Below are 18,903 nucleotides of genomic sequence, written 5' to 3'. Positions count from 1 at the left end.
GCCCGGCCATTCTCTATTGCAAATATGTCTAGGTTATCAATATATAAGTCAGACCTAATGAAATTTATCTGCATGGGTGGCAGAGATGGTCGGGCGTCGGCCGACAGGGAAGCTGCTCGCCGCCGAATTGCATGGGGAGTTTGTCATGGCTTTGACCGATTATGTGACGCTCGGCCGATCGGGCCTGCGCGTCAGCCCGACCTGCCTGGGAACGATGACATTCGGGTCCGAAACCGGCTGGGGCATGGAAGAGGGTGAGGCCCGCGCGGTTTTCGACCTTTATTGCGACGAGGGCGGGAATTTCTTCGACTGCGCGAACAGCTATGCAGGCGGTACGAGTGAGCGCATGCTGGGCGCCTTCGTCAAGGCGCGTGGCGTGCGCGACCGGGCCGTGATCGCGACGAAGTTCACGCGCTGCGTCGAACCGGGCAACCCCAATGCGGTGGGCAATGGCCGCAAAGCGCTGATGCTTTCGCTCGACCAATCGCTTCAGCGGCTTCAGACAGACTATGTCGACCTCTACTGGATGCACAGCTGGGATGCGCTGACGCCCGCAGAGGAGGTGATGGACGCTCTGGATGGCCTCGTGAAGGCCGGGAAAATCCGCTATTATGGATTGTCCGACGTTCCGGCTTGGTATGCGGCGCGCTTATATACGCTGGCGGAGCAGGGCGGCCGCAACCGGCCCATCGCGCTTCAGATGGAATATTCGCTGATCGAGCGTGGCATCGAGCGGGAGCATCTGCCCGCGATGCAGGAGATGGGCATGGCCCTGTGCGCCTGGAGCCCGACGAGCAGTGGCTTTTTGGCCGGGAAATATCGCCGGGATGCTGGTGGCGTGCTGGGGGAGGGGCGCATGACGTCCAACCCGATGTTGCAGGATCGCCTGTCCGATCCGCGAAATTGGAAAATTCTGGACGTCGTGATGGCCGTTGCGCGGGAACTGGGGCAATCCCCGGTCAAGGTTGCGCTCAACTGGGCCAGCACGCAGCCGGGGAGCACGTCGCCGATCATTGGCGCGCGCTCGGTCGCGCAATTGGGCGAGAATTTGGATGCGGGCGGATTCGCGATTCCGCCCGAATTGCGCAGGCAACTGGACGATGTGAGCGCGCTGGCGCCGATCCATCCCTATCTCATGTTCCAGTCGCCGATCACCGAATTTCTCGCCGGTGGGAGCATGACCCGGCCCTGGATGCCCGAGCGTCTGGGCTGACGGGGCGGGCCGAATCCATTTTATCGAACAGAAGGGGCGTAATGGGAAAGTGGCCTATCTGCCAGTTTCGCTATTCCATCCAATTCTCGGCGCATTGGAAAGCTGATATTTCGACACCACTGATCCAGGCTCATAATTGGCCTGCAAGGAGCGATGTCTAGATCGCTCAGTTGCAGAGAACTGAAATGCATACAGTCAAGCCTTCAGCCACGAAGGCGTTCGTACTTCTTCATATCCCCATCCCGATAGCGAGCCGTACCATATTGCTCGAAACCCAGTTTCGAAGCGAGCCTGATTGATCCGCTATTCTCGACATCGATAATGCACACACATCTTTCATCCGGGCTTTCATTATCGAACCAATCGAGCAATGCGCGCATCGCTTCCAAAGCAAAGCCTTGCCCATGGGACGCGCCGCTAAAGATCCAGGCTGCTTCTGGCGTTCCGTCAAAATCGGCGCCCAATCCACGCTGGAAATTAGCCAGGCCTACTTCCCTGATAAAGGCTCCACTGGAGCGTTCGAACACGGCGAACATGCCGAACCCCAGCAGGCTCCAGTGTCCCGCATAGCGAAGGAGGCGATGCCACGCCTCCTCGCGCGACGTGGGTAGTCCACGAATGAACTGGAGCACTGCTGGATCGGTCGCGAGTTCGAACATGGCATCGAGATCTTCGATCCTGTGGGGACGCAAGGTCAGGCGGTCGGTGCTGATCATGGGACGGTGCATAGCCAAACTCGCGAGGTTTTCCAAAGGTCAGACAGCGACGCCAGAAACCTCGCGCGCCAGTGGTTCCAGGGCGCCAAGTGCCGCCGAATCCAATGCGATGGAGGCTGCAGCAACATTCTGTTCGAGGCGCGTACGGTTGCGGGTTCCCGGGATCGGCGCGATCGCCACGCCCAGGTCCTGCGCCTTGGCGTAGAGCCAGGCGATTGCGACTTGGGCCGGGGTCACGCCAAGACCGGCGGCGATGCCTTCGATGGTCGCGACGAGCCGCATGTTCGCATCCCTGTTCTCCGGCGAGAAGCGGGGGAAGTGGTTGCGCGCGTCGTTACTGCCGATGGCATTGGCGAACGCCTGCCCGGTGAGCATGCCCCGACCAAGCGGTGAATAGGGCACCACCGTCACGCCCAGTTCGACGGCCGTGGGTATGATCTCGGCCTCGATGGTCCGCGTGAAGATCGACCATTCAGACTGCAGCGCTGCGATCGGATGGATCGCATGTGCCTCTCGCAGTTCCTCCGCCGAAACGGCAGACAGCCCCAGCGCGCGCACTTTCCCGGCCTCCACCAGCTCAGCCATCGCGCCAATGGATTCGGCAAGCGGCACATCTGCGCTGCGCCGATGCATATAGTAGAGATCGATCACATCGACGCCGAGACGTTGGAGCGAGGCATCGGCTGCCTTGCGGATGAATTCAGGCCGATTGTCCAAACTCCAGTCGTCGGGCGTTTCGGGCGTGCGTGCATAGCCGAATTTCGTGGCGATTACCGCCCGATCACGGTTCGCCCTCACGAACGACGCTAGAAACCGCTCATTTTCTCCCATGCCGTACACATCGGCGGTGTCGAACATCGTCACGCCCAGTTCGAGCGCGCGGTCGAGGGTGGCATAGGCCTCAGTTTCGTTGGTTTCGCCGTAAAATTCGCTCATTCCCATGCAGCCAAGGCCCTGGATGCCGATCGCGGGGCCGCCGTCGCCAAGGACGATCTGGGGAAGCATATCTTTGCCTGTCATAAACTTACTCCAAAAGATGACCGGCATGGTCTATAAGTGTGGACTATGGTCCATGGTCAAGAGGCTTTCATGTTGATTTCCCAGTTCGCCCAAAGAACCGGCCTGTCGGTCGATACGGTGCGTTTCTACGTCAACAAGGGCCTGCTTAAGCCCGAACGAAGCGCAAAGGGCGGAGCCAACCCCTATCAATTGTTTACCCAGGACGATGTGACGGCGGCGCAGATGATAAGGCTGCAGCAATCGCTGGGCTACTCGCTCGCGGAAATTCGCGCCTTGGGCGAAGAATATCGACGTGGCGCAGGTTCGCCCGAACGCACGGCCGAGATCCTGCGCAGTCAGATCGCTCGCCTTCAGGAGCGGCGACGCGAACTCGATGCCGCGCTGACGTTCCTGGAGGCGAAGGTTGAATGGGTAGAGGCTGGTCGACCGGGTGCTTCACCACAGCCCGGCATCTATCACTGTTGATCTGCGGCTGCGCGGCGGGCCAGTTCGGCAAGGCCGTCCTCGACCGAGACTGTCGGCGCATAGCCCAGTTTGCGCCGGGCCTTCGAGATATCCAGCGTAACCTCGCCCGCCATCGTCGCCAGATCCTGCCGCGTAACCGGAGGCTTGATCCGCCCACCGGAGAGCCTGGCCACCCCTTCGGCGACACCGGCAACGGCGCGGACCAGCCATGACGGCACCTCCTTGGTTGGGGCGGCGATACCCTGAGTCTCAAGGATACGGGATACGAGATTTCGGAAGGTGAGGGGCTCACCGTCCGTGATAAAATATGTCTCGCCGCTGCTGCCTTTGCACAGGGCGAGATCGATCCCGTGGCACGCGTTCGCCACATGCGTCGCCGAAGTCAGATAATGTCCTCCGTCGATCCACGCCATCTGCCCGGAGCGCGCAGCCGCGACCAGGATCGGCAGCGCCGTCGTGTCGTCTCGGCCCCAAACGAATCGTGGTCGTACGACCATGACCTCAAGGCCGTCGCGTGCCGATGCAAGGGCAATGGTCTCGGCCTGGGCCTTGGTACGCGAATAGGCGCCGGGAAATCGCTTCGGAGACGGATGGCTTTCATCGACATTGACCAGTGCCCGCCCATTGAGAAGGACGGATTCGGTACTGACGTGAACCGCACGCTTCACGCCGGCCGTGAGGGCGGCGGCAAAGACAGCGCGCGTTCCCTCGACGTTGACCATCTTATGATCAGGCGTTTCCAGACCGTGGCTGGTATGGGCGGCAGCATGGATCAGGGCAGCGCACCCCTCCATAGCCTGAGCGAGGCGCGGATCGTCCAGGCCGCCTTCGACCGGCACTGCCCCCAGTTCGAGAACCATGTTGGCCGCCTCTTGCGAACGGACAAGCGCGGTCACCTCAACACCGGCCGAAACAAAATGACGGATGAGATTGCGGCCGAGATAGCCGCTGCCCCCGGTCAGGAAGACAGGCGCGTCCGGAAAGGGAGGAGAGACAACACGGCCTCCCTCCGCAATGCGGTCGGTCATGATATGATATCGCTTTCTTGTTTGGGGAAGTCAGGCGGCGTTTATCGAAGCCAGCCACCGAATGTCGCCGAGCAGAACGTCTCGCTCGGCTGAGGACCATTGATGATAATCGAGGGTTTCAAGGAGCTTGAGTCCTTCGAGCGCGAGATAGGCCAGCATCGGACCGCGCGCGCCATCCGCTTCCTCGCGAATGTGGTCGATGACGGCATTCTGGTTTTCCTGGATCGCCGAACGCAAATCCTGATCCTGCGCGAGGGCTGCGCAGATGTTCAGCGCGACCGCGCGGAATGCATCGGGGAACGGCTGTGCTGCCGCTGCGATACGTCCGTGGAGCGTGCGGTTCCGGGGGGCGTCGCAGGATGCGGCGGCAGCGTCGTTGAAGGCGTTGTCGCGCACCACCGCGCGCTGCACCATGGCTTCGAGCAACGCCTGCTTGGAGCCATAGTCGTACACGACGCTGCCTTTGCTGATGCCCGCTTCCCGGGCGACCCCTTCAAGCGTCAGCCGCGCAGCGCCGACTGTTGAGACGACCGCCTCGGCGGCATCAAGAATTCGGTCCTGATCGATTAATTTCTTGCGACCCATGCTGCCATCCATTTTTATCTGACCGGATGGATATAAATCATGCGAGATTTGATCGTCAAGCCAGATTAGGCATGCCCCATAGGGTTGGCGGACAATGAATGCGTCCATCACGATAAGAAACTGGATCAGGCATATCTGTGGCGATAAAGGCCGGGCCGTCCAGGTCCACAAAGTCGCAACGCTGCCCCAGCAGAAAGGCTGGCGCCGCGGCAAGACTCGACCCGGCCATGTTGCCGACCATAACGCCCAGCCCCACCTTGCGGGCCAACGCCTGCATGGCGAGCGCTTCGGTCAGGCCGCCACACTTGTCGAGCTTGATGTTGGCGACCTGAAACCGGCCGACCAGCCCTGCCATGTCCTCCAGCCCCAACAGGCTTTCGTCCGCCGCGATGGGAACAGGCGAGCGGATATATTCGAGCCCGGCTTCGCCGCCGCGCGGGACGGGTTGTTCGAGGAGCGAAACCTCGGCCTCGACCAAGGTAGGAAGAAGCGCATCGAGGCTCTCCACACGATAGCCCTGATTGGCGTCGACCATGAACCAGATGCCCGGACGATGCTGTCGCACCAATCTTATCCGCTCGCGATCGGCCTCGAAATCGCCGTCGAGTTTGAGCTTTATCGCCCGTGCGCCTGCATAGCTTTCCAACTGTCGCAACATCTGCGCCGGTGGGTCGGCGGATAGCGTGAACGTCGTGACCAGCGGGACGGGCGGCGAAAGGCCTGCCAGCTTCCAGACCGGTATGCCCTGTCCGAGCGATTCCCTTTCCCACAGCGCCGCGTCGATGGCATTGCGCGCGCCGCCGGCAGGCATGATATGGCGCAGAGACTCACGGTCGGGACCGTCTTCGATGAAGGCGCGATAGTCCTCGAGAACCGATAGCATGTGGTCGAGCGTATCGCCGGTATAGTAGACGCCGCTCGCCTCGCCGCGCCCGACGATGCCGCCGCCTTCCAGCCTGACCCGCACGGCCGGAATGCCGGTGAATATATGGCCAGCGATCCGAAGCGGCTGCTTGAAGGTCATTGGGTCGGTCTCGACGTGGAGCGTCAGTTTGCTCATGCGGCTGCTCCGTCGATCCCGCTACGGCGCGCACCGCGCATGGCCAGCAGGAAGAAGACTGCTGCCAGTAGCGAACTGGGAAAGCTGACCCCCGCGATCGCCTGCCCCAACATAGCCTCTCCGCCCAGCGCCTGGCTGAGCAGGGCGATGGCGGCAGGCGCGGTCGCAACGCCGAATATCGCGGACGTGAAGACGTTTGTGCCCAGCGCCAGACCGCGTATCTCGTTGGGGATGTTGAGCGTGATCGCGATGACCCCGATCGTCGCCGTCACCGCGCCCATCATCAGGTTGGCCGCCAGCATGCTGGCAAACAACGGAATGCCCGGCGCAAGCGCGAAGAAGGAGAGTGGCGCGGTCGCCAGTGCGGCGAGGAAAGCCGGGATCAAAACCCCGGACCTGCCGCCGCGACGCCGACCCAGTTCAGCCCCTTGTCCACCGGCGAGCGCGCCGAGGATGCCGCCCAGGAACGTGATGGCGCTCAGCCAGCCGGCGAACTGGCCGGGTGACAGATGATGGTCGCGGATCAGCACCGGCGTTGCCCATACCGCCGCGGCTTGCAAGGCGATCTGGCAGAACAGCATTGCAAGAAGGAGCGGGCCCAGAAAGGCGCGATAGGCCCATAGTTCGCGGAAGGCTGTCGATGTGGCGGTGGCCTTCTCCCTCTGCTCCTGCCTGGCAGGCTCGGCGATCAGTAGCAGGGGGACAAGCAGCACGACCGCAAGTGCCGCTGCCGCCAGATAGAGCGCACGCCAGGGCACGAGGCCGCCAAGCAGGTCGGGGTTGGAAGCTAGCATCCGTGTCAGCGCATCGAACATCAGGCCGCCTGCGAGAATGCCGAAGGCCTGCCCTGATGCCTGTCCCACCGCAAACAGGCTGGTTGCAACCGATCGGCGCTCGGGTGGAAAAAGGTCGGCGATGATCGACAAGCTCGCAGGTATGATGAGCGCGAAGACCATCCCAAGCGCGATCCGCCAGATCACCAGCAGCGTCACGCTTGAGGCAAAAGCCGTGCCGGCCATGGCTGCCATCCACACGGCCAAACCCAACACCAGCAACCTTATCCGGTTACGGTGGTCAATCATGCGGCCGAGCGGGATCGAGCTGAGGCCGAAGGCAAGACCGAAGGCCGTGCCTTGCAGTAGGCCGATCTCGATGTCGCTCAGCGCCATCTCCCGCTTCATCGGTTCGATGAGCAGGGTCGTAAGCGTGATGTCCATCGACAAAAAGAAGCCCATGAGCGCCAGGACCGCCATGGCAGTCCGCGCGCGGCGGGCGTCGGGATAAGCCGGGGCGGCGATGCTGTTCATGCCTGCACGCTCCGCTCGAACGCGAGCCGGACGGTACGGCCGCTGGTGAACAGGAAGCCGTTTTCGCTAAATTCAAGCGTTCCGCCGGGCGGCGACCAGGTAGGCGAGAGCGCGCGCCACAAATCTGGCCCTAGCGGCTGGAGCAGATAGTCGGTGCCGCCCAGCGGCCCGGACAGCATGATCCGCGCGGTTTCAGTTTCGTCGATCAGGATATCGGCGGCTAGTTTTGCCGCGCGGCTCTCGTAGCGGCCGACCAACGAAGCGGCAGTGGTTCCTGCGGGCACCGCCACCGGCGCGAGAAGGTCAGTCTCGCCAAACTCGGTGGTTTCGAGCGTCGTGACCCCGCCCGTTTCGATCGGCAGGATGCGCAGGTCGGTGGGCAGGATTGCTACGGTCATCCGCCCGTCCGCGTCTCTCGTCGTGGGCAGGGTCATGCCGCCCATGACGACGGCCTGCTGCCCGGCATGCCCGACGAGCGAAAGCACCTGCCCGGTACGTGCGGAATGGAATGTACCATCGACCAGCCGGCCCGCGACATCCTGCGGCGCTGGCGGCAGGCCCTCGATACAGCGGTCGATGATCGCATCGACGAGGCTGTAGAGGTCCAGCGCACTGCGGCCGTTGGTCATGAGGATGATGTCGAGTTCATGGCCCAGCACCTTGAGCATCTGGCTCGATCCGCCGACGACGCCGCCGGCGTGATGCACGGTGTCGAGCCCGCGATGCTTTGTCATGTTGAGCCCCAGGCCGTAGCCATGGGTCATGCGCGGGGTGCGCATCTGCGCCCAGGTTTCAGCGCTGCCAACGATGGGGTGGCTCATGTGCCGTAGCCACGCCAGCATGTCGTTGACGGTCGAGACGATGCCGCCTTCGCCGCCGATCCAGGCGCCGAAGATGCCCCGGCTCCAGCCACCGTCCGGGCGCGGCAGGTGCTGCGTGGCGCTGTTGGGCAGAAGGTCCGTATCAAGCGGACGCAAGAGCGTGTCCGCCATGCCGATGGGATCGAGGATGCGGGTACGGAGGAAGTCTGCGAACGGCATGCCGCTCACCCGCCCCACGATCTCCGTCAACAGGACGTAGCCGCCATTATTATAGTTCCACGTCGTCCCGGCGGGGGCATTCACGCTGTCCAGCCCGGTAAGCAGTTCCAATTGGAAGCCGGCATTGGCCGCCACGCCCGGTCCCGCAGACGAGAAGATCAGGTCGAGGCTGTCACGCATGCCGCTGGTATGCGCCATCAACTGCTCGATCGTGATCGGATCGGCCCAGGCGGGGAGCTCGGGAATATGGGCACGCGGCGATTCGGTGATCGCCAGCTTGCCTTCCTCGACCAGCAGCATGACCGCAAGGACGCAGAAATGCTTGGTGGTCGAACCGATCCGCATGCGGATCGAGGGGGATAGCGCCACCGGTAGCTCGACATTGGCCATGCCGAAGCCGCGGCGATAGCCGGGAACACCCTGGAGGGCGACGCCGACTGCAAAGCCGGGCGCATCGGTTCTGTCATAGGGCGCGAACAGCGCGTCGAGCGCCGCCACGTCGATCCTGGCTTGCTGGGAAATGGGAGGTCTCCTTGGGAGAGGATTTCGGGAGAGGGCGCGGGTGGCCAGGGATCAGAAGCGTGTGGTCGCGCTGATGCCCATGGTGCGCGGCTGCATCATGGAGACTTGAGCGGGACCGCCCAGGATAGACAGCACCGTAGAAGCGGAAAGCTGGCCGTGCGTATCGAACAGGTTGCGCACGAAGAGCTGCGCCTCGACCGGGCCGAACGTTGCCCCGGCTCGCAGATCGACCGCGACATAGTCTGGCAGTTCGTACTGCGGGAAACCTGTGCTGCCGTCGAACGAAGACGACCGATCGGATACGAAGCGCACCGTAGCGCCCGCACTCGGACGTAGCGTGGAGGTCGCAGGCGCCCGATAGTCGAGGTTCATTGTGACTGTGTATTTGGGCACATTGGGCAAGCGATCACCCTTGATGGCACCAAGGTCGATGCTGTCGTCCGCGATCCGCGCATGTTGCCAGGCGAAAGCGCCGGTAGCAGTGACGGTGGAACTTGGTCGCGCGGTCAGCGTCAGTTCCGCACCGGTGACATGTGCGCCCCCAGCGTTGGCGATCACCGAAACGCCGCCTGCGGCCGTGGCGATCTGGATATCCTTCCAGTCGATATAATAGCCTGCCAGATCGATGCCGAAGCTCCGGTCGGCTGTTTCCGCCTTGAAGCCTGCCTCGAAACTTTGCAGCGAATCCGACTTGAATGTAGCGGGAGCCAGCGGCTGGCCGGTCAGTGGGTCGTTGACGACATAATTCGGACCACCTGGCCGATAGCCAGTTGCATAGCGGACATAGAAGGTCGCCTTGTCGCTGAAGCGATAACGCGCGTTGGCGAGATAAGTGACCACATCATCGCTGGAGCGCGCCTGCGGCTGGGAGCCGATCAGAAGGCCCGATCCGATCTGCTCGAAGCGCTGGGTGTTGCGGGCATAGCGAAGTCCGCCCGAAACGTCGAAGCGATCGGTGATGTGCCAGGTCAGATTGCCGAAGGCGGCGAGTTCGCGATAGCGGCTGGGAATGGCGATCGTGGCAAGATTCACGGGCGGGATCGAACCGTCCGCTGCATAAGGCACAATAAGCTGGCCGTTCCTGCTATTCTCGTTGGTGTAGAAGCCTCCGATCAGCCAGTCGATTACGCCGGTATCGTTCGATGCGAGGCGCAGTTCCTGTGTGAATTTGCGCGTGCTGCGCATCTGATCCACCGCAACGGCGTTGAAGTTCAGCCCGAATTGGCCAAGCAGCGGCACGTAAACGGCTGACGCATCCTGGCGGAAGGCGATGCGGGTCGTCTGGTAGCTGCTTATGGAGGTAAGCGTGGCCGGGCCAAGATCATAGTCGATCGTACCGCTGGCCAATCGGAAGCGCTGCTCGAACCCCTCGGCTAACAGCCTGCGCTGGTCGAAGTGTCCGTCAACCGGGGCGCCTGCGAGCGTATAGTCGGCGGCCGCCGTGCCGTCGCGGTGGATATTCTGGATATACCCGCCGATGCGGATCGATAGCGCATCGGATGGCTTGAGCAGCAAGTCGGCACGCCCGCCGTAAACGCGCGAACGGTTCACATCCTTACGCCCCAGGGCAAGATTGTCGATGAAGCCGCCGTCGTGCGAATAGAAACCGTTGGCGCGCAGGGCGATCTTGTCCGTCACGATCGGCGCATTGACCGCGACGGCGCCATTATAGCTGATGCCGCCATGCCGCGTATCCGAGACGCCAGCCTGCGCCGAGCCACTCAGGACATCGAGTTCGGGAGCGGCGGTCACATATTTTATGAGGCCGCCCATGGTGCTGGCGCCGTACAGCGTGCCTTGAGGCCCGCGCAGCACCTCAATACGGTCCATGTCGAACAGTCCTGCGTCAAGCGACAATGACGAGGCATTGGTGAAAGCGGTGCTCGACCCATAAGGCACGTCGTTGACGTAGACTCCCACGGTCGGGCCGATGTCGTTGCCGGCGGTAACTCCGCGTAGCGTGAGCTGCGTTTGCCCCGGCCCGGCCGTGGTGAACGAGAGCGCCGGTACCGAATTGGCGAAGTCGCGGAATTGCACGGCATTGATGCGCGCCAGATCTTCGCCCGATATCGCCGTGACGGACTGTGGCGTTTCGAGCAGGCGCTCCGCCCTCTTCTGCGCCGTAACCACGATATCACTGCCGCCTTCAGCTAGGGCCGTTTGAGCGAACACGATTCCTGAAGACATTCCCGACGTCATGGCCAAGGCTGCCGCGCCCGTGGTCCACAATGCTTTGATCGATGCCATGCCATTCCCCCTTACCGAAATGCTCAACTCTAATACAAACCGAACGTTCATTCTTTTAAAGGGGCTGTCAAGAGGTTGTAACTTTCAGCAGGACAAAATAAAGAACGATTATACTTTTTGAGGATGCCATGCCCAAACGCGACCCCGAGCATATGAACGCCCAGCGTGAGCGGATACTGCGCGCTACGATTGAGTGCATTGCACGCAAAGGGGTGGAGGGCATGTCCATGGCCGACATCCGCCAACAGGCGGGCCTCAGCACTGGCGCGATTTACGTCCATTTCGCGAATAAGAACGACATCGTCGCCGAAGCCCTGCGCTACGGGATCGTCGATGCGCTCGATTTTCCCGAGGACTGGCCATCATTCAGGGCGTTGATCGCGAACCTCGACGATCAGTTCGGTTTCGACATCGAGACCATCGTGCGGACGAGGCTCCATCTGCGCGCGGAAGCGACCCGGCCGGGCAATCTTCACGACATATTCAAGCCGATACTGGAGGAGGCGCTAACGATAGTGAGCGGGCACCTTCAGGCCATGGCGGATCGCGGCGAAATCAGGCTGCGGATGAGCGCACGACAGACGGCGCAGGGTATGAGCGCTTTCGTGGACGGCTCGCTGTGGCTGGCGCTTGCGATCGATCGGCCACTGGAAGACCTCAAGTCTGAACTGGCGCTGGGCCTTGATCAATTCGTCGAGATGCCGAGCCACTGACTATGGCTCGGCCGGAGGAAGGCACGCATAATTTATCGCTCGGCGATTGCGCCTTTTTAAAACTTGGATAGCCCTCGTTGATCCAGATGAGTTGTCCTGGCTGCGCGGCCGCTTTCGAGAAGGCCGCCCTGATCGCTATACTTCTTGCGACCCATATAATCTGGCCAGTCGGCGATAAATAACGGGCGATGAGAGAGCGAGCATTTCTTGTCATATTCTAGCGTACTGTGGCAGTCGCCAGAAAAGCAGGGCGGCGATCGCTAGCAGCAATGTGCTGCCAGTAAGGCCCAAGGCATAGGATTGGGTCCGGTCATGGATCGTTCCAACGAGCATCGGGCTGATGCCGATCCCGATAATGAAGGCGGCGTAGGTCCAGCCGAACATGCGACCATAGATTTGTCGTGGATAATATCGAGACACGACATAACCCATGAGGTCAGCTTCTGCACCAAGCGAGAAGCCGACGGCCAGAGCCGCAAAGGTGGCGGCCGATGGTCCCATGATGGCCAGCGACAGGCAGCCAAGTGCAGCCGAGACAGCAACACCGGCGAGAATATAGGGTGCAAAGTACCGATCTGCGAGCACCCCGCCGACCAATCGTCCAGCAATACCGGCAACACCAAGGAGGGCGGCCATGCGGGCCGCGGTCGCCATCGAGATGCCGGCATCTGTCAGCATGGGCACGAAATGGACAATGAGCCCACCCACCCCGAGCGAAAAGACAGCAAAGGCGAGGATCAGTCGACCGAGAAGCAAAGCAGGAAGAGCGTGCGGGACCGGATTGGATTGAATATCCTGAGGGCGACTTTCTGCGGTAATCGTCTCTCGCAGAAGCAGGAGGCAGGGCAGCATTGCTGCTGTTAGTGCGGCTAGGAGCAGATAGCCTGCCTGCCAGCCGCCGGTTTCGATGACATTGGCTGCGACAGGCGGCGCGATGGCAGCAGCAATGCTCGGGCCAAGCAATGTCAGGCCCAGAGCCAATCCGCGCGCCGTGACAAAATGCGCGGCAATGATGCGCGTATAGGCGACTGGAGCGGCCGCTGCTCCAAACCCGGCGATGGCTACATGCGTGGCGTAATAGAACGGCAGGGTGGCAAGTGTCGTCGCCAGGATGAGATAGCATGCGGTAGCCGCGCAGATCGAAGCAAGAGCGGATTTGCGCACACCAACGCGGTCGACAATCCTTCCGACCAGTGGCGAGGCCACTGCCAGGGTCAATGTGAAGGCCAGGACCGATCCCGACATCGCGGTCCGGCTCCATCCAAATTGCCGCTCCAGTGCTGGCATGAAAATGCCAGCAGTATAGAGTGGCAGGGAGGAAACGCCCAGCCCACATCCCAGCATTGCGATCAGGATCAGGCCCCAACCGGAGCGAAATTCCTCGCCTGCCGTCTTGGCGGGCCGATCCCGGGCCGTCATGCTTCCCACTCGATATTGCCATCGACGCTCAGCAATTGCCCCGTCACGTGACGCGCTGCGTCAGAGGCGAGGAAGACCGCCATGTCGCCAATCTCCTCCGGCTCCACCTTGGTACGCATGGAGATGAAATCGAGAAAAGTCTTCTCCAGCGCTTCCAGCGTCGTGCCTTCCACCTCAGCCTTGGCCGTCAATATCCCCTTCATGCGCGCGCTGTTGACGAAGCCCGGCCGGATCGCGTTGACACGGATGCCCTCCGGGCCAAGCTCCTTGGCTGCTGCCCGCGTCAAACCTTCGATAGCCCATTTAGAGGCGACATAATCGGCACGACCGACCGGCAGGGTGAAAACCGAACCCGTCGAAATATTGATGATCGCACCGCCACCCTGCGCCTTCATCACCGGTACGAGTGCCCGCATGAAGTAGAAGGCGCCATGGACGTTCACGTCGAACGAGCGGACCCAATGTTCGGTCGGGATATCCTCGATATCGGCGCAGGCACCTGCGATGCCGGCATTGTTGACCAGCGTGTCGATGCCGCCAAAGGCGTCACGAACATTCCGGACGAAATGCTCGACTGCCTCTTCCGAGGAGATGTCGAACGCTTCGCCATAGAGTTCGGGATGCTGTTCCTGTGCCTGTCGAACAGCATCCGCATTGACGTCGCAGACTGCGACCTGCGCACCGCTGGCCAGAAAACGCCGGGCGGTGGCAAGGCCGATGCCGGATGCCCCGGCGGTGATGATGACGCGATGGCTCATGCGGCCCTCCGTGTACGCAGGGCGGCGGTTTCGGCTTCGATGACGGCGCCGTTGCTATCGAGAGCGACGCCATAGACCGTTCGGGCTCGGTCGATGCTGACCCAGCCTTCGCGAGCATCTTCGGCAACTGCCTGCGGATCACGTGCATAAGGATCGCCATAGCCGCCCCCGCCGGTCGAGGTCGCCAGGATGGCTTCACCCTGCGTCATGCGCACCTGTGCGCAGGCGGGCAGTCGCTCGACGCTGCCGTCCGCGCGGCGGATATGCTGGTCCGCCCGTCCGCCGCACCCGCCGCCGCGGACGCCCTTGGGCGGATTTACGTGACCATCGGCACCATAAGCGACGTCGATGCTGCCCGCGACCGCCCCGAATTCCACAATGGTGGAGGGTGCGCCGGTGTAACGCCCTGCGCCTTCCGTGTCCGTCAGGAAGCCGCGCCGTTCGACCAGAAGGGGCTGGTAGAGCTCGTCAAGCTCTACGCCGTCCAGGCCGCACATTCCGCCATTGCCGACGTCGATCATCGTCCACCAAGCATCCGAATGAGGGCTGGCTGCGCCGGCGGAGAATGCCAGGAAGATCTGATTGACGAAGGGCTTGCCGTTGCGGGCGTCGACCCCGGAGACGACACCAGCCGACGGGGCGATGACAGCGCCGACCTCTGCCATGCCGATGCCTTCGCCCAGATCCGCGAGCGCAAGCTGCACCGCATTGGCGACGCGATCGGAGATGTTGGTAGTCGCTGCCGAACAACTGTGGGGATGTTCGGTGATGCCAGCAATACAGTTGCGCCGCAGTGCAACGTCGATGCGCCGGAAGGCACCGGCATTTTTGGGCACATTATGGTCGATCGAGTTGAACACGCCGATCATCGCGGCCGTACGTGCGCAGGCCTCCGACAGGTTGAGACCCGATGGCAGGCAATCGACATTGTCCGTGAGATCTACTGCGACGCGGCCTTCTTCCGGTTTCACGGCGACATGGGCCGTAATCGTCACGCCGTCGTCCGGCAGGCCGGGGAAGGGGTCGTGGGTAGACTGGCCCGATGCGTTGCCGGCGGGAAGGGCGCGGATGGCATCGTCCATCAGCGCCTCGCTATAGTCGAACCATTGGGCGGCGAACTGGTCCAGTCGGTCCCAGCCCACATCGGCGCCGAGCGCCAGCAATTCGCGCTCGCCGATACGGACAGCACCGATTGTCGCCAGATAATCGCCGCGCCATTGCTCAGGCACGCGGATGCGCAACTCGCACATGCGGATGATATCGTCGATGTCGCGATAGTCGCGCTGCACCTGTACAGCCGGGAAGATCAGCGCCCCTTCATTATAGATGTCGCGCGCGGTCGCCATGTAGGTGGTGGGTTCGCTGTTGCCGATGTCGGCCTGATGTGCCTTGGCCAACACGGTGAAGCGGTGGCGTCCCTCGTGGTCGATGACCGGAACCAGGATGGTGAGGTCGGCCGCGTGGGAGCAGCCGTGATAGGGCGAATTGTGGAAATACGCATCGCCCCGTTTCAGCACGGGATGAAATTGGGCCATCGTGCGAGCCATGATGTCTGGTCCGGAAAGGACGTGGATTGGCAGGCTCTCAGCTGCCGCCAGCAATTCGCAGCCGGCGGTGACGATGCAGCAGGAAAAATCCTTCGCTCGGTTGAGAACGCCCGAGCGCCCTGTGCGCAGGAGGGTGTTCGCCATCTTGCGGACGATTCCCTCGAAACGACTGTTGAGAATGGCCAGTTCGGCCCCGTTCAGAAGATCAGTGGACATGGTGCCTCCGGCGATCAGGGATGAATGACGATGCTGCCCGCTGCCGAGCGGGTGAAGCGGGCGTCGGGATCGACCACGATGGTCGTGAAGGCGGATTCGATGATGGCCGGGCCTTGATGTTCGACGGCCGTGGCCATGGCCTCCAGACGCAGGATCGGGGTTTCCTGACGGCCATGGCCGTGGAAATAGACCGAACGGGGGCGTGGCGCTTCGCCTGCATCTGCCGGCGCATCCAGTCGGAAAGCGCGATCCTCACGAATGTCGCAGCGAATGGTCGCGCGCAGGCCAATGATCTCGACCTCCGACGCTTCATCGCGCACGGCGAAGATCTGTTCATGCAGGGCATCGAAATCGGCGCGGAACGCGGCCAGTCCTTCTGCTGACAGGATTGCGTGGCCATCGAAGGGCACGTCTATGTCCCAGACCTGCCCTTCATAGCGCGCCTCGGCGATGAAGCTGACTGTCGCGTCTGCGCCGCTGGCCGAAGGTTGCCGAGCGAAATCGTCGCATTTTTCGGTCAGCGCGGCGATCGCGGCGGCAACCCGGTCTGCGTCGAAAGCCGCTGTGGTGGTGAAGAGGCTCGCAGCATATTCGCTCACCAATTGCGACATCATTGCGCCAGCGGCCGAGAGCGCCGCGCCGGTTTCCGGGATCACCAATGCCTTGCAGCCCAGTCGACGGGCAATGAAGGTCGAATTGAGGCCGGCAGCCCCGCCGCCGCCGATCAGCGTGGCTCCGGCCGGATCAATCCCCTGCGCGACGGTGATGTCCGCAATCGCCTGCACCATATTCTCGGTCGCCAGTTCGATGATCCGCCAGCACGCTTCATCGAGTGGCATACCCAGTGGATCGGCGATCTGGGTCTGGATCGCCGTGATGGAAGCGGCGCGGTCCAGCTTGATCTTGCCGCCGAGGAAAAAGTCGGGATCGACATAGCCCAAAGCGACGGATGCGTCGGTCACGGTTGGCCGCGTACCACCCCGGCCGTAGCAGACCGGACCTGGCGTCGCGCCTGCGCTCTGCGGCCCGACGCGCAGCAGTCCGCCAGCGTCGACCTGGGCAATGGAGCCGCCGCCTGCGCCAACGCTTTTCACCTCGACCGACGGATAGCCGACCAGATGGCCGAGCAACGGCTGGCCGATCCACAATTCGCGGGTCATGGGCACGGTACCGCCCCGAACCAGGCTGATGTCGTAGGTGGTGCCGCCAGTGTCGGCGACGATGACATTGTCTGCTTCACCTTCCAGCGCGGCATAGTAGCGGCCGGAGATAGGTGCCATGGAGGGGCCGCTGTTGATGACCTTGATTGGTGCACGGGCGACATCGCCAGCCTCGACCATGCCGCCGCCGCTGGTCAGCACCATGATGTCACCGGCAAAACCGGCATCTCGCATCCGGTCCGTCAGTCCGCCAAGATATTTGCCCATGAGCGGCTTGAGTGAGGCGTCGATCGCAGCCGAGGAAGCCCGACGAAATTCGCGCAGTGTCGGATTGACCTCATGTGCGAGGGTGTAAGGAATGCCGGGCAGATGCTGAGCTATCAATTCGCCGACGCGCTTTTCGTGGGCCGGATTGATCGTCGCCCACAGCAGGCAGACGGCAATGGCCTCCACACCCTGCTTGCTCAGGCTCCGGAGCGTTTCGACCACTGCCTCTTCGTCCAGTGGGTCGCGGACCTCGCCATTATAGAGGATGCGCTCGGGCACCTCGAAGGTAAGCGCGCGCGGGATATAGGGCTTGGGGAAGGGGACGCTGTGATTGAACGGCTCCACCCGCCCGCCTTCGCGGAACACGAGCATGTCGCGATGGCCCTTGGTCACGAGCAGCGCCGTCCTGGCGACATTGCCCGTGATGATGGCGTTGATCGCGTGGGTCGTGCCGTGGATAAACATGTCGGCGCGACCGAGCATGGCCTCCAGCGACAGGTCGCGATCCGCAGCCGCAAGGGTCAGCGCGCCCAGCACGCCCTGAACGGGATCGCTGGGCACGGTAGGGGACTTGTACATGGTGATACGGCCATCATCATCCTCGACCACCAGATCGGTGAAGGTGCCGCCGGTGTCGCTGGCAAAGCGCATGATCTATCCTTCCGGTTTTCAGAAATCGACGCGGTCGCCGCCCTTGAGGGCAAGGCGCGCACGGGCTTCGTCGGGGGTGGCGATTTCCATGCCCAGTTCCTCGACGATGCGACGGATCTTGAGCACCTGCTGGGCATTGGACGTGGCGAGCTCGCCGCGGGCAATGTAGACGCTGTCTTCAAGACCTACGCGAACAGATCCACCCATGATCGCTGCGACAGTCAGAAAGTGCATCTGCTGCCGACCGACGGCAAAGGATGAGAAGACCAGGTCATCACCGAACAGGCGATCAGCGACGCCCTTGAAATGGACGAGATTTTCGATCGTGGCACCCATTCCACCCATGACACCGAAAATGCCCTGGATCAGGAAGGGCGGCTTGATCAGGCCCTTGTCGGCGAAGTAGCGGACGGCTTCGAGATGGCTGAGATCGAAGCATTCGAACTCGAACCGTGTGCCATAGGCCTGCCCGACCTCCACCATGATGCGTTCAAGCATTGCATAGGTGTTGGGGTAGATCAGGTCCTTCGTGCTTTCGAGATAGGGCTTTTCCCAGTCGAAGCGCCATTCCTTATACTTGTTGACCAGTTCGAAGGCGCAGAAGTTCATCGTGCCCATGTTGAGGCTGCAGACTTCCGGCTTGGCGCGATGCGCGGGTTTCAGCCTTTCGTCGAGCGCCATGCCAAGCCCGCCGCCAGTGGTGATGTTCACCACGGCGTCGGACGCCTGTTTGATACGGGGCAGGAACTGCATGAACAGGTCCGGGTCCTGAACAGGGCGGCCATTTTCCGGGTTGCGGGCGTGGAGATGGATGATGGCGGCGCCGGCTTCGGCGGCACCGATCGCGGCGTCTGCGATCTCGTCTGGCGTGATCGGCAGATAGGGCGTCATCGTGGGGGTGTGCAGCCCTCCGGTGACAGCGCAGGTTATGATGACCTTTTCTTGCATATTCTTACCCTGTCCATGCGT

The 18,903-nt window shown here is 62.1% G+C and carries 16 protein-coding genes; 3 read left to right on the top strand and 13 right to left on the bottom strand.

Going from position 1 to position 18,903, the window contains the following annotated elements; translation table 11 throughout:
* Positions 1 to 145: 145 nt before the first annotated feature.
* Positions 146 to 1,213 (top strand): aldo/keto reductase, encoded by a 1,068-nt coding sequence (locus tag BMY84_RS23630; protein WP_177204155.1) that lies wholly within the window; start codon positions 146 to 148, stop codon positions 1,211 to 1,213.
* 203 nt (positions 1,214 to 1,416) lie between these two features.
* Here BMY84_RS23630 and BMY84_RS23625 read toward each other — a convergent pair whose 3' ends face one another.
* Together BMY84_RS23625 and BMY84_RS23620 are read right to left on the bottom strand one after the other, a co-directional pair.
* The gene (locus BMY84_RS23625) at positions 1,417 to 1,929 is read right to left on the bottom strand and encodes a GNAT family N-acetyltransferase (protein ID WP_177204154.1); all 513 of its coding nucleotides are present in this window, start codon (positions 1,927 to 1,929) and stop codon (positions 1,417 to 1,419) included.
* Between the two features lie 39 nt (positions 1,930 to 1,968).
* Positions 1,969 to 2,934, bottom strand: a complete 966-nt coding sequence (locus tag BMY84_RS23620; protein ID WP_256215393.1) for an aldo/keto reductase — start codon at positions 2,932 to 2,934, stop codon at positions 1,969 to 1,971.
* A gap of 84 nt (positions 2,935 to 3,018) precedes the next feature.
* On the opposite strand from BMY84_RS23620, the gene BMY84_RS23615 reads away from it, so the two are divergent.
* Entirely contained in the window at positions 3,019 to 3,414 is a 396-nt protein-coding gene (locus BMY84_RS23615) for a MerR family transcriptional regulator (protein WP_093087134.1), read from the top strand.
* Here the strand turns inward: BMY84_RS23615 and BMY84_RS23610 are convergent.
* The 6 genes from BMY84_RS23610 to BMY84_RS23585 all read right to left on the bottom strand — a co-directional run bounded on the left by BMY84_RS23610 (position 3,405) and on the right by BMY84_RS23585 (position 11,203).
* Positions 3,405 to 4,442, bottom strand: a complete 1,038-nt coding sequence (locus BMY84_RS23610; protein ID WP_093087087.1) for an NAD-dependent epimerase/dehydratase family protein — start codon at positions 4,440 to 4,442, stop codon at positions 3,405 to 3,407. The genes BMY84_RS23615 and BMY84_RS23610 overlap by 10 nt on opposite strands.
* Positions 4,443 to 4,472: 30 nt before the next feature.
* Positions 4,473 to 5,027 carry a TetR/AcrR family transcriptional regulator gene (locus BMY84_RS23605; protein WP_093087133.1) on the bottom strand — a complete coding sequence of 185 codons (555 nt, stop codon included), beginning with the start codon at positions 5,025 to 5,027 and terminating at the stop codon, positions 4,473 to 4,475.
* Positions 5,028 to 5,082: 55 nt separating this feature from the next.
* Positions 5,083 to 6,087, bottom strand: a complete 1,005-nt coding sequence (locus BMY84_RS23600) for a dipeptide epimerase (RefSeq protein WP_093087086.1) — start codon at positions 6,085 to 6,087, stop codon at positions 5,083 to 5,085.
* Positions 6,084 to 7,394: an MFS transporter gene (locus BMY84_RS23595; RefSeq protein WP_093087084.1), complete on the bottom strand. Its 1,311-nt coding sequence runs from the start codon at positions 7,392 to 7,394 to the stop codon at positions 6,084 to 6,086. The genes BMY84_RS23600 and BMY84_RS23595 overlap by 4 nt, the downstream gene beginning before the upstream one ends.
* Complete coding sequence (locus tag BMY84_RS23590) at positions 7,391 to 8,932, bottom strand: serine hydrolase domain-containing protein (RefSeq protein ID WP_177204153.1); 1,542 nt, start codon at positions 8,930 to 8,932, stop codon at positions 7,391 to 7,393. The genes BMY84_RS23595 and BMY84_RS23590 overlap by 4 nt, the downstream gene beginning before the upstream one ends.
* A 75-nt stretch (positions 8,933 to 9,007) precedes the next feature.
* Positions 9,008 to 11,203, bottom strand: coding sequence for a TonB-dependent receptor (locus BMY84_RS23585; RefSeq protein WP_177204152.1), 2,196 nt, complete (start codon positions 11,201 to 11,203; stop codon positions 9,008 to 9,010).
* A 128-nt stretch (positions 11,204 to 11,331) separates the two neighbouring features.
* On the opposite strand from BMY84_RS23585, the gene BMY84_RS23580 reads away from it, so the two are divergent.
* Complete coding sequence (locus BMY84_RS23580; RefSeq protein WP_093087080.1) at positions 11,332 to 11,916, top strand: TetR/AcrR family transcriptional regulator; 585 nt, start codon at positions 11,332 to 11,334, stop codon at positions 11,914 to 11,916.
* A gap of 210 nt (positions 11,917 to 12,126) precedes the next feature.
* On the opposite strand, the gene BMY84_RS23575 is transcribed toward BMY84_RS23580, so the two are convergent.
* The 5 genes from BMY84_RS23575 to BMY84_RS23555 all read right to left on the bottom strand — a co-directional run bounded on the left by BMY84_RS23575 (position 12,127) and on the right by BMY84_RS23555 (position 18,882).
* Complete coding sequence (locus BMY84_RS23575) at positions 12,127 to 13,260, bottom strand: MFS transporter (protein ID WP_177204151.1); 1,134 nt, start codon at positions 13,258 to 13,260, stop codon at positions 12,127 to 12,129.
* 71 nt (positions 13,261 to 13,331) lie between these two features.
* Complete coding sequence (locus BMY84_RS23570; protein ID WP_093087077.1) at positions 13,332 to 14,093, bottom strand: SDR family oxidoreductase; 762 nt, start codon at positions 14,091 to 14,093, stop codon at positions 13,332 to 13,334.
* A complete protein-coding gene (locus BMY84_RS23565; RefSeq protein ID WP_093087075.1) occupies positions 14,090 to 15,856 on the bottom strand; it encodes a hydantoinase B/oxoprolinase family protein in 1,767 nt (588 codons plus the stop codon). The genes BMY84_RS23570 and BMY84_RS23565 overlap by 4 nt, the downstream gene beginning before the upstream one ends.
* Positions 15,857 to 15,870: 14 nt before the next feature.
* Positions 15,871 to 17,934 carry a hydantoinase/oxoprolinase family protein gene (locus tag BMY84_RS23560; RefSeq protein WP_093087074.1) on the bottom strand — a complete coding sequence of 688 codons (2,064 nt, stop codon included), beginning with the start codon at positions 17,932 to 17,934 and terminating at the stop codon, positions 15,871 to 15,873.
* A gap of 18 nt (positions 17,935 to 17,952) precedes the next feature.
* On the bottom strand, positions 17,953 to 18,882 hold the full coding sequence (locus BMY84_RS23555) for a BKACE family enzyme (protein WP_093087072.1): 930 nt from the start codon (positions 18,880 to 18,882) through the stop codon (positions 17,953 to 17,955).
* Between the last annotated feature and the right edge of the window lie 21 nt (positions 18,883 to 18,903).

The sequence above is a fragment of the Sphingobium sp. AP50 genome, assembly GCF_900109095.1.
In the GTDB taxonomy this organism is placed as follows: Bacteria; Pseudomonadota; Alphaproteobacteria; order Sphingomonadales; family Sphingomonadaceae; genus Sphingobium.
The sequence above is the reverse complement of the archived record's forward strand: the minus strand, read 5'-3'. Positions and strand labels throughout refer to the sequence as shown.

Coding starts and splice junctions, on each gene's coding strand:
- BMY84_RS23630 (WP_177204155.1), top strand. CDS start 146: ATGGCTTTGACCGATTATGTGACGCTCGGCCGATCGGGCCTGCGCGTC.
- BMY84_RS23625 (WP_177204154.1), bottom strand. CDS start 1,929: ATGATCAGCACCGACCGCCTGACCTTGCGTCCCCACAGGATCGAAGAT.
- BMY84_RS23620 (WP_256215393.1), bottom strand. CDS start 2,934: ATGCTTCCCCAGATCGTCCTTGGCGACGGCGGCCCCGCGATCGGCATC.
- BMY84_RS23615 (WP_093087134.1), top strand. CDS start 3,019: ATGTTGATTTCCCAGTTCGCCCAAAGAACCGGCCTGTCGGTCGATACG.
- BMY84_RS23610 (WP_093087087.1), bottom strand. CDS start 4,442: ATGACCGACCGCATTGCGGAGGGAGGCCGTGTTGTCTCTCCTCCCTTT.
- BMY84_RS23605 (WP_093087133.1), bottom strand. CDS start 5,027: ATGGGTCGCAAGAAATTAATCGATCAGGACCGAATTCTTGATGCCGCC.
- BMY84_RS23600 (WP_093087086.1), bottom strand. CDS start 6,087: ATGAGCAAACTGACGCTCCACGTCGAGACCGACCCAATGACCTTCAAG.
- BMY84_RS23595 (WP_093087084.1), bottom strand. CDS start 7,394: ATGAACAGCATCGCCGCCCCGGCTTATCCCGACGCCCGCCGCGCGCGG.
- BMY84_RS23585 (WP_177204152.1), bottom strand. CDS start 11,203: ATGGCATCGATCAAAGCATTGTGGACCACGGGCGCGGCAGCCTTGGCC.
- BMY84_RS23580 (WP_093087080.1), top strand. CDS start 11,332: ATGCCCAAACGCGACCCCGAGCATATGAACGCCCAGCGTGAGCGGATA.
- BMY84_RS23575 (WP_177204151.1), bottom strand. CDS start 13,260: ATGCTGGGATGTGGGCTGGGCGTTTCCTCCCTGCCACTCTATACTGCT.
- BMY84_RS23570 (WP_093087077.1), bottom strand. CDS start 14,093: ATGAGCCATCGCGTCATCATCACCGCCGGGGCATCCGGCATCGGCCTT.
- BMY84_RS23565 (WP_093087075.1), bottom strand. CDS start 15,856: ATGTCCACTGATCTTCTGAACGGGGCCGAACTGGCCATTCTCAACAGT.
- BMY84_RS23560 (WP_093087074.1), bottom strand. CDS start 17,934: ATGCGCTTTGCCAGCGACACCGGCGGCACCTTCACCGATCTGGTGGTC.
- BMY84_RS23555 (WP_093087072.1), bottom strand. CDS start 18,882: ATGCAAGAAAAGGTCATCATAACCTGCGCTGTCACCGGAGGGCTGCAC.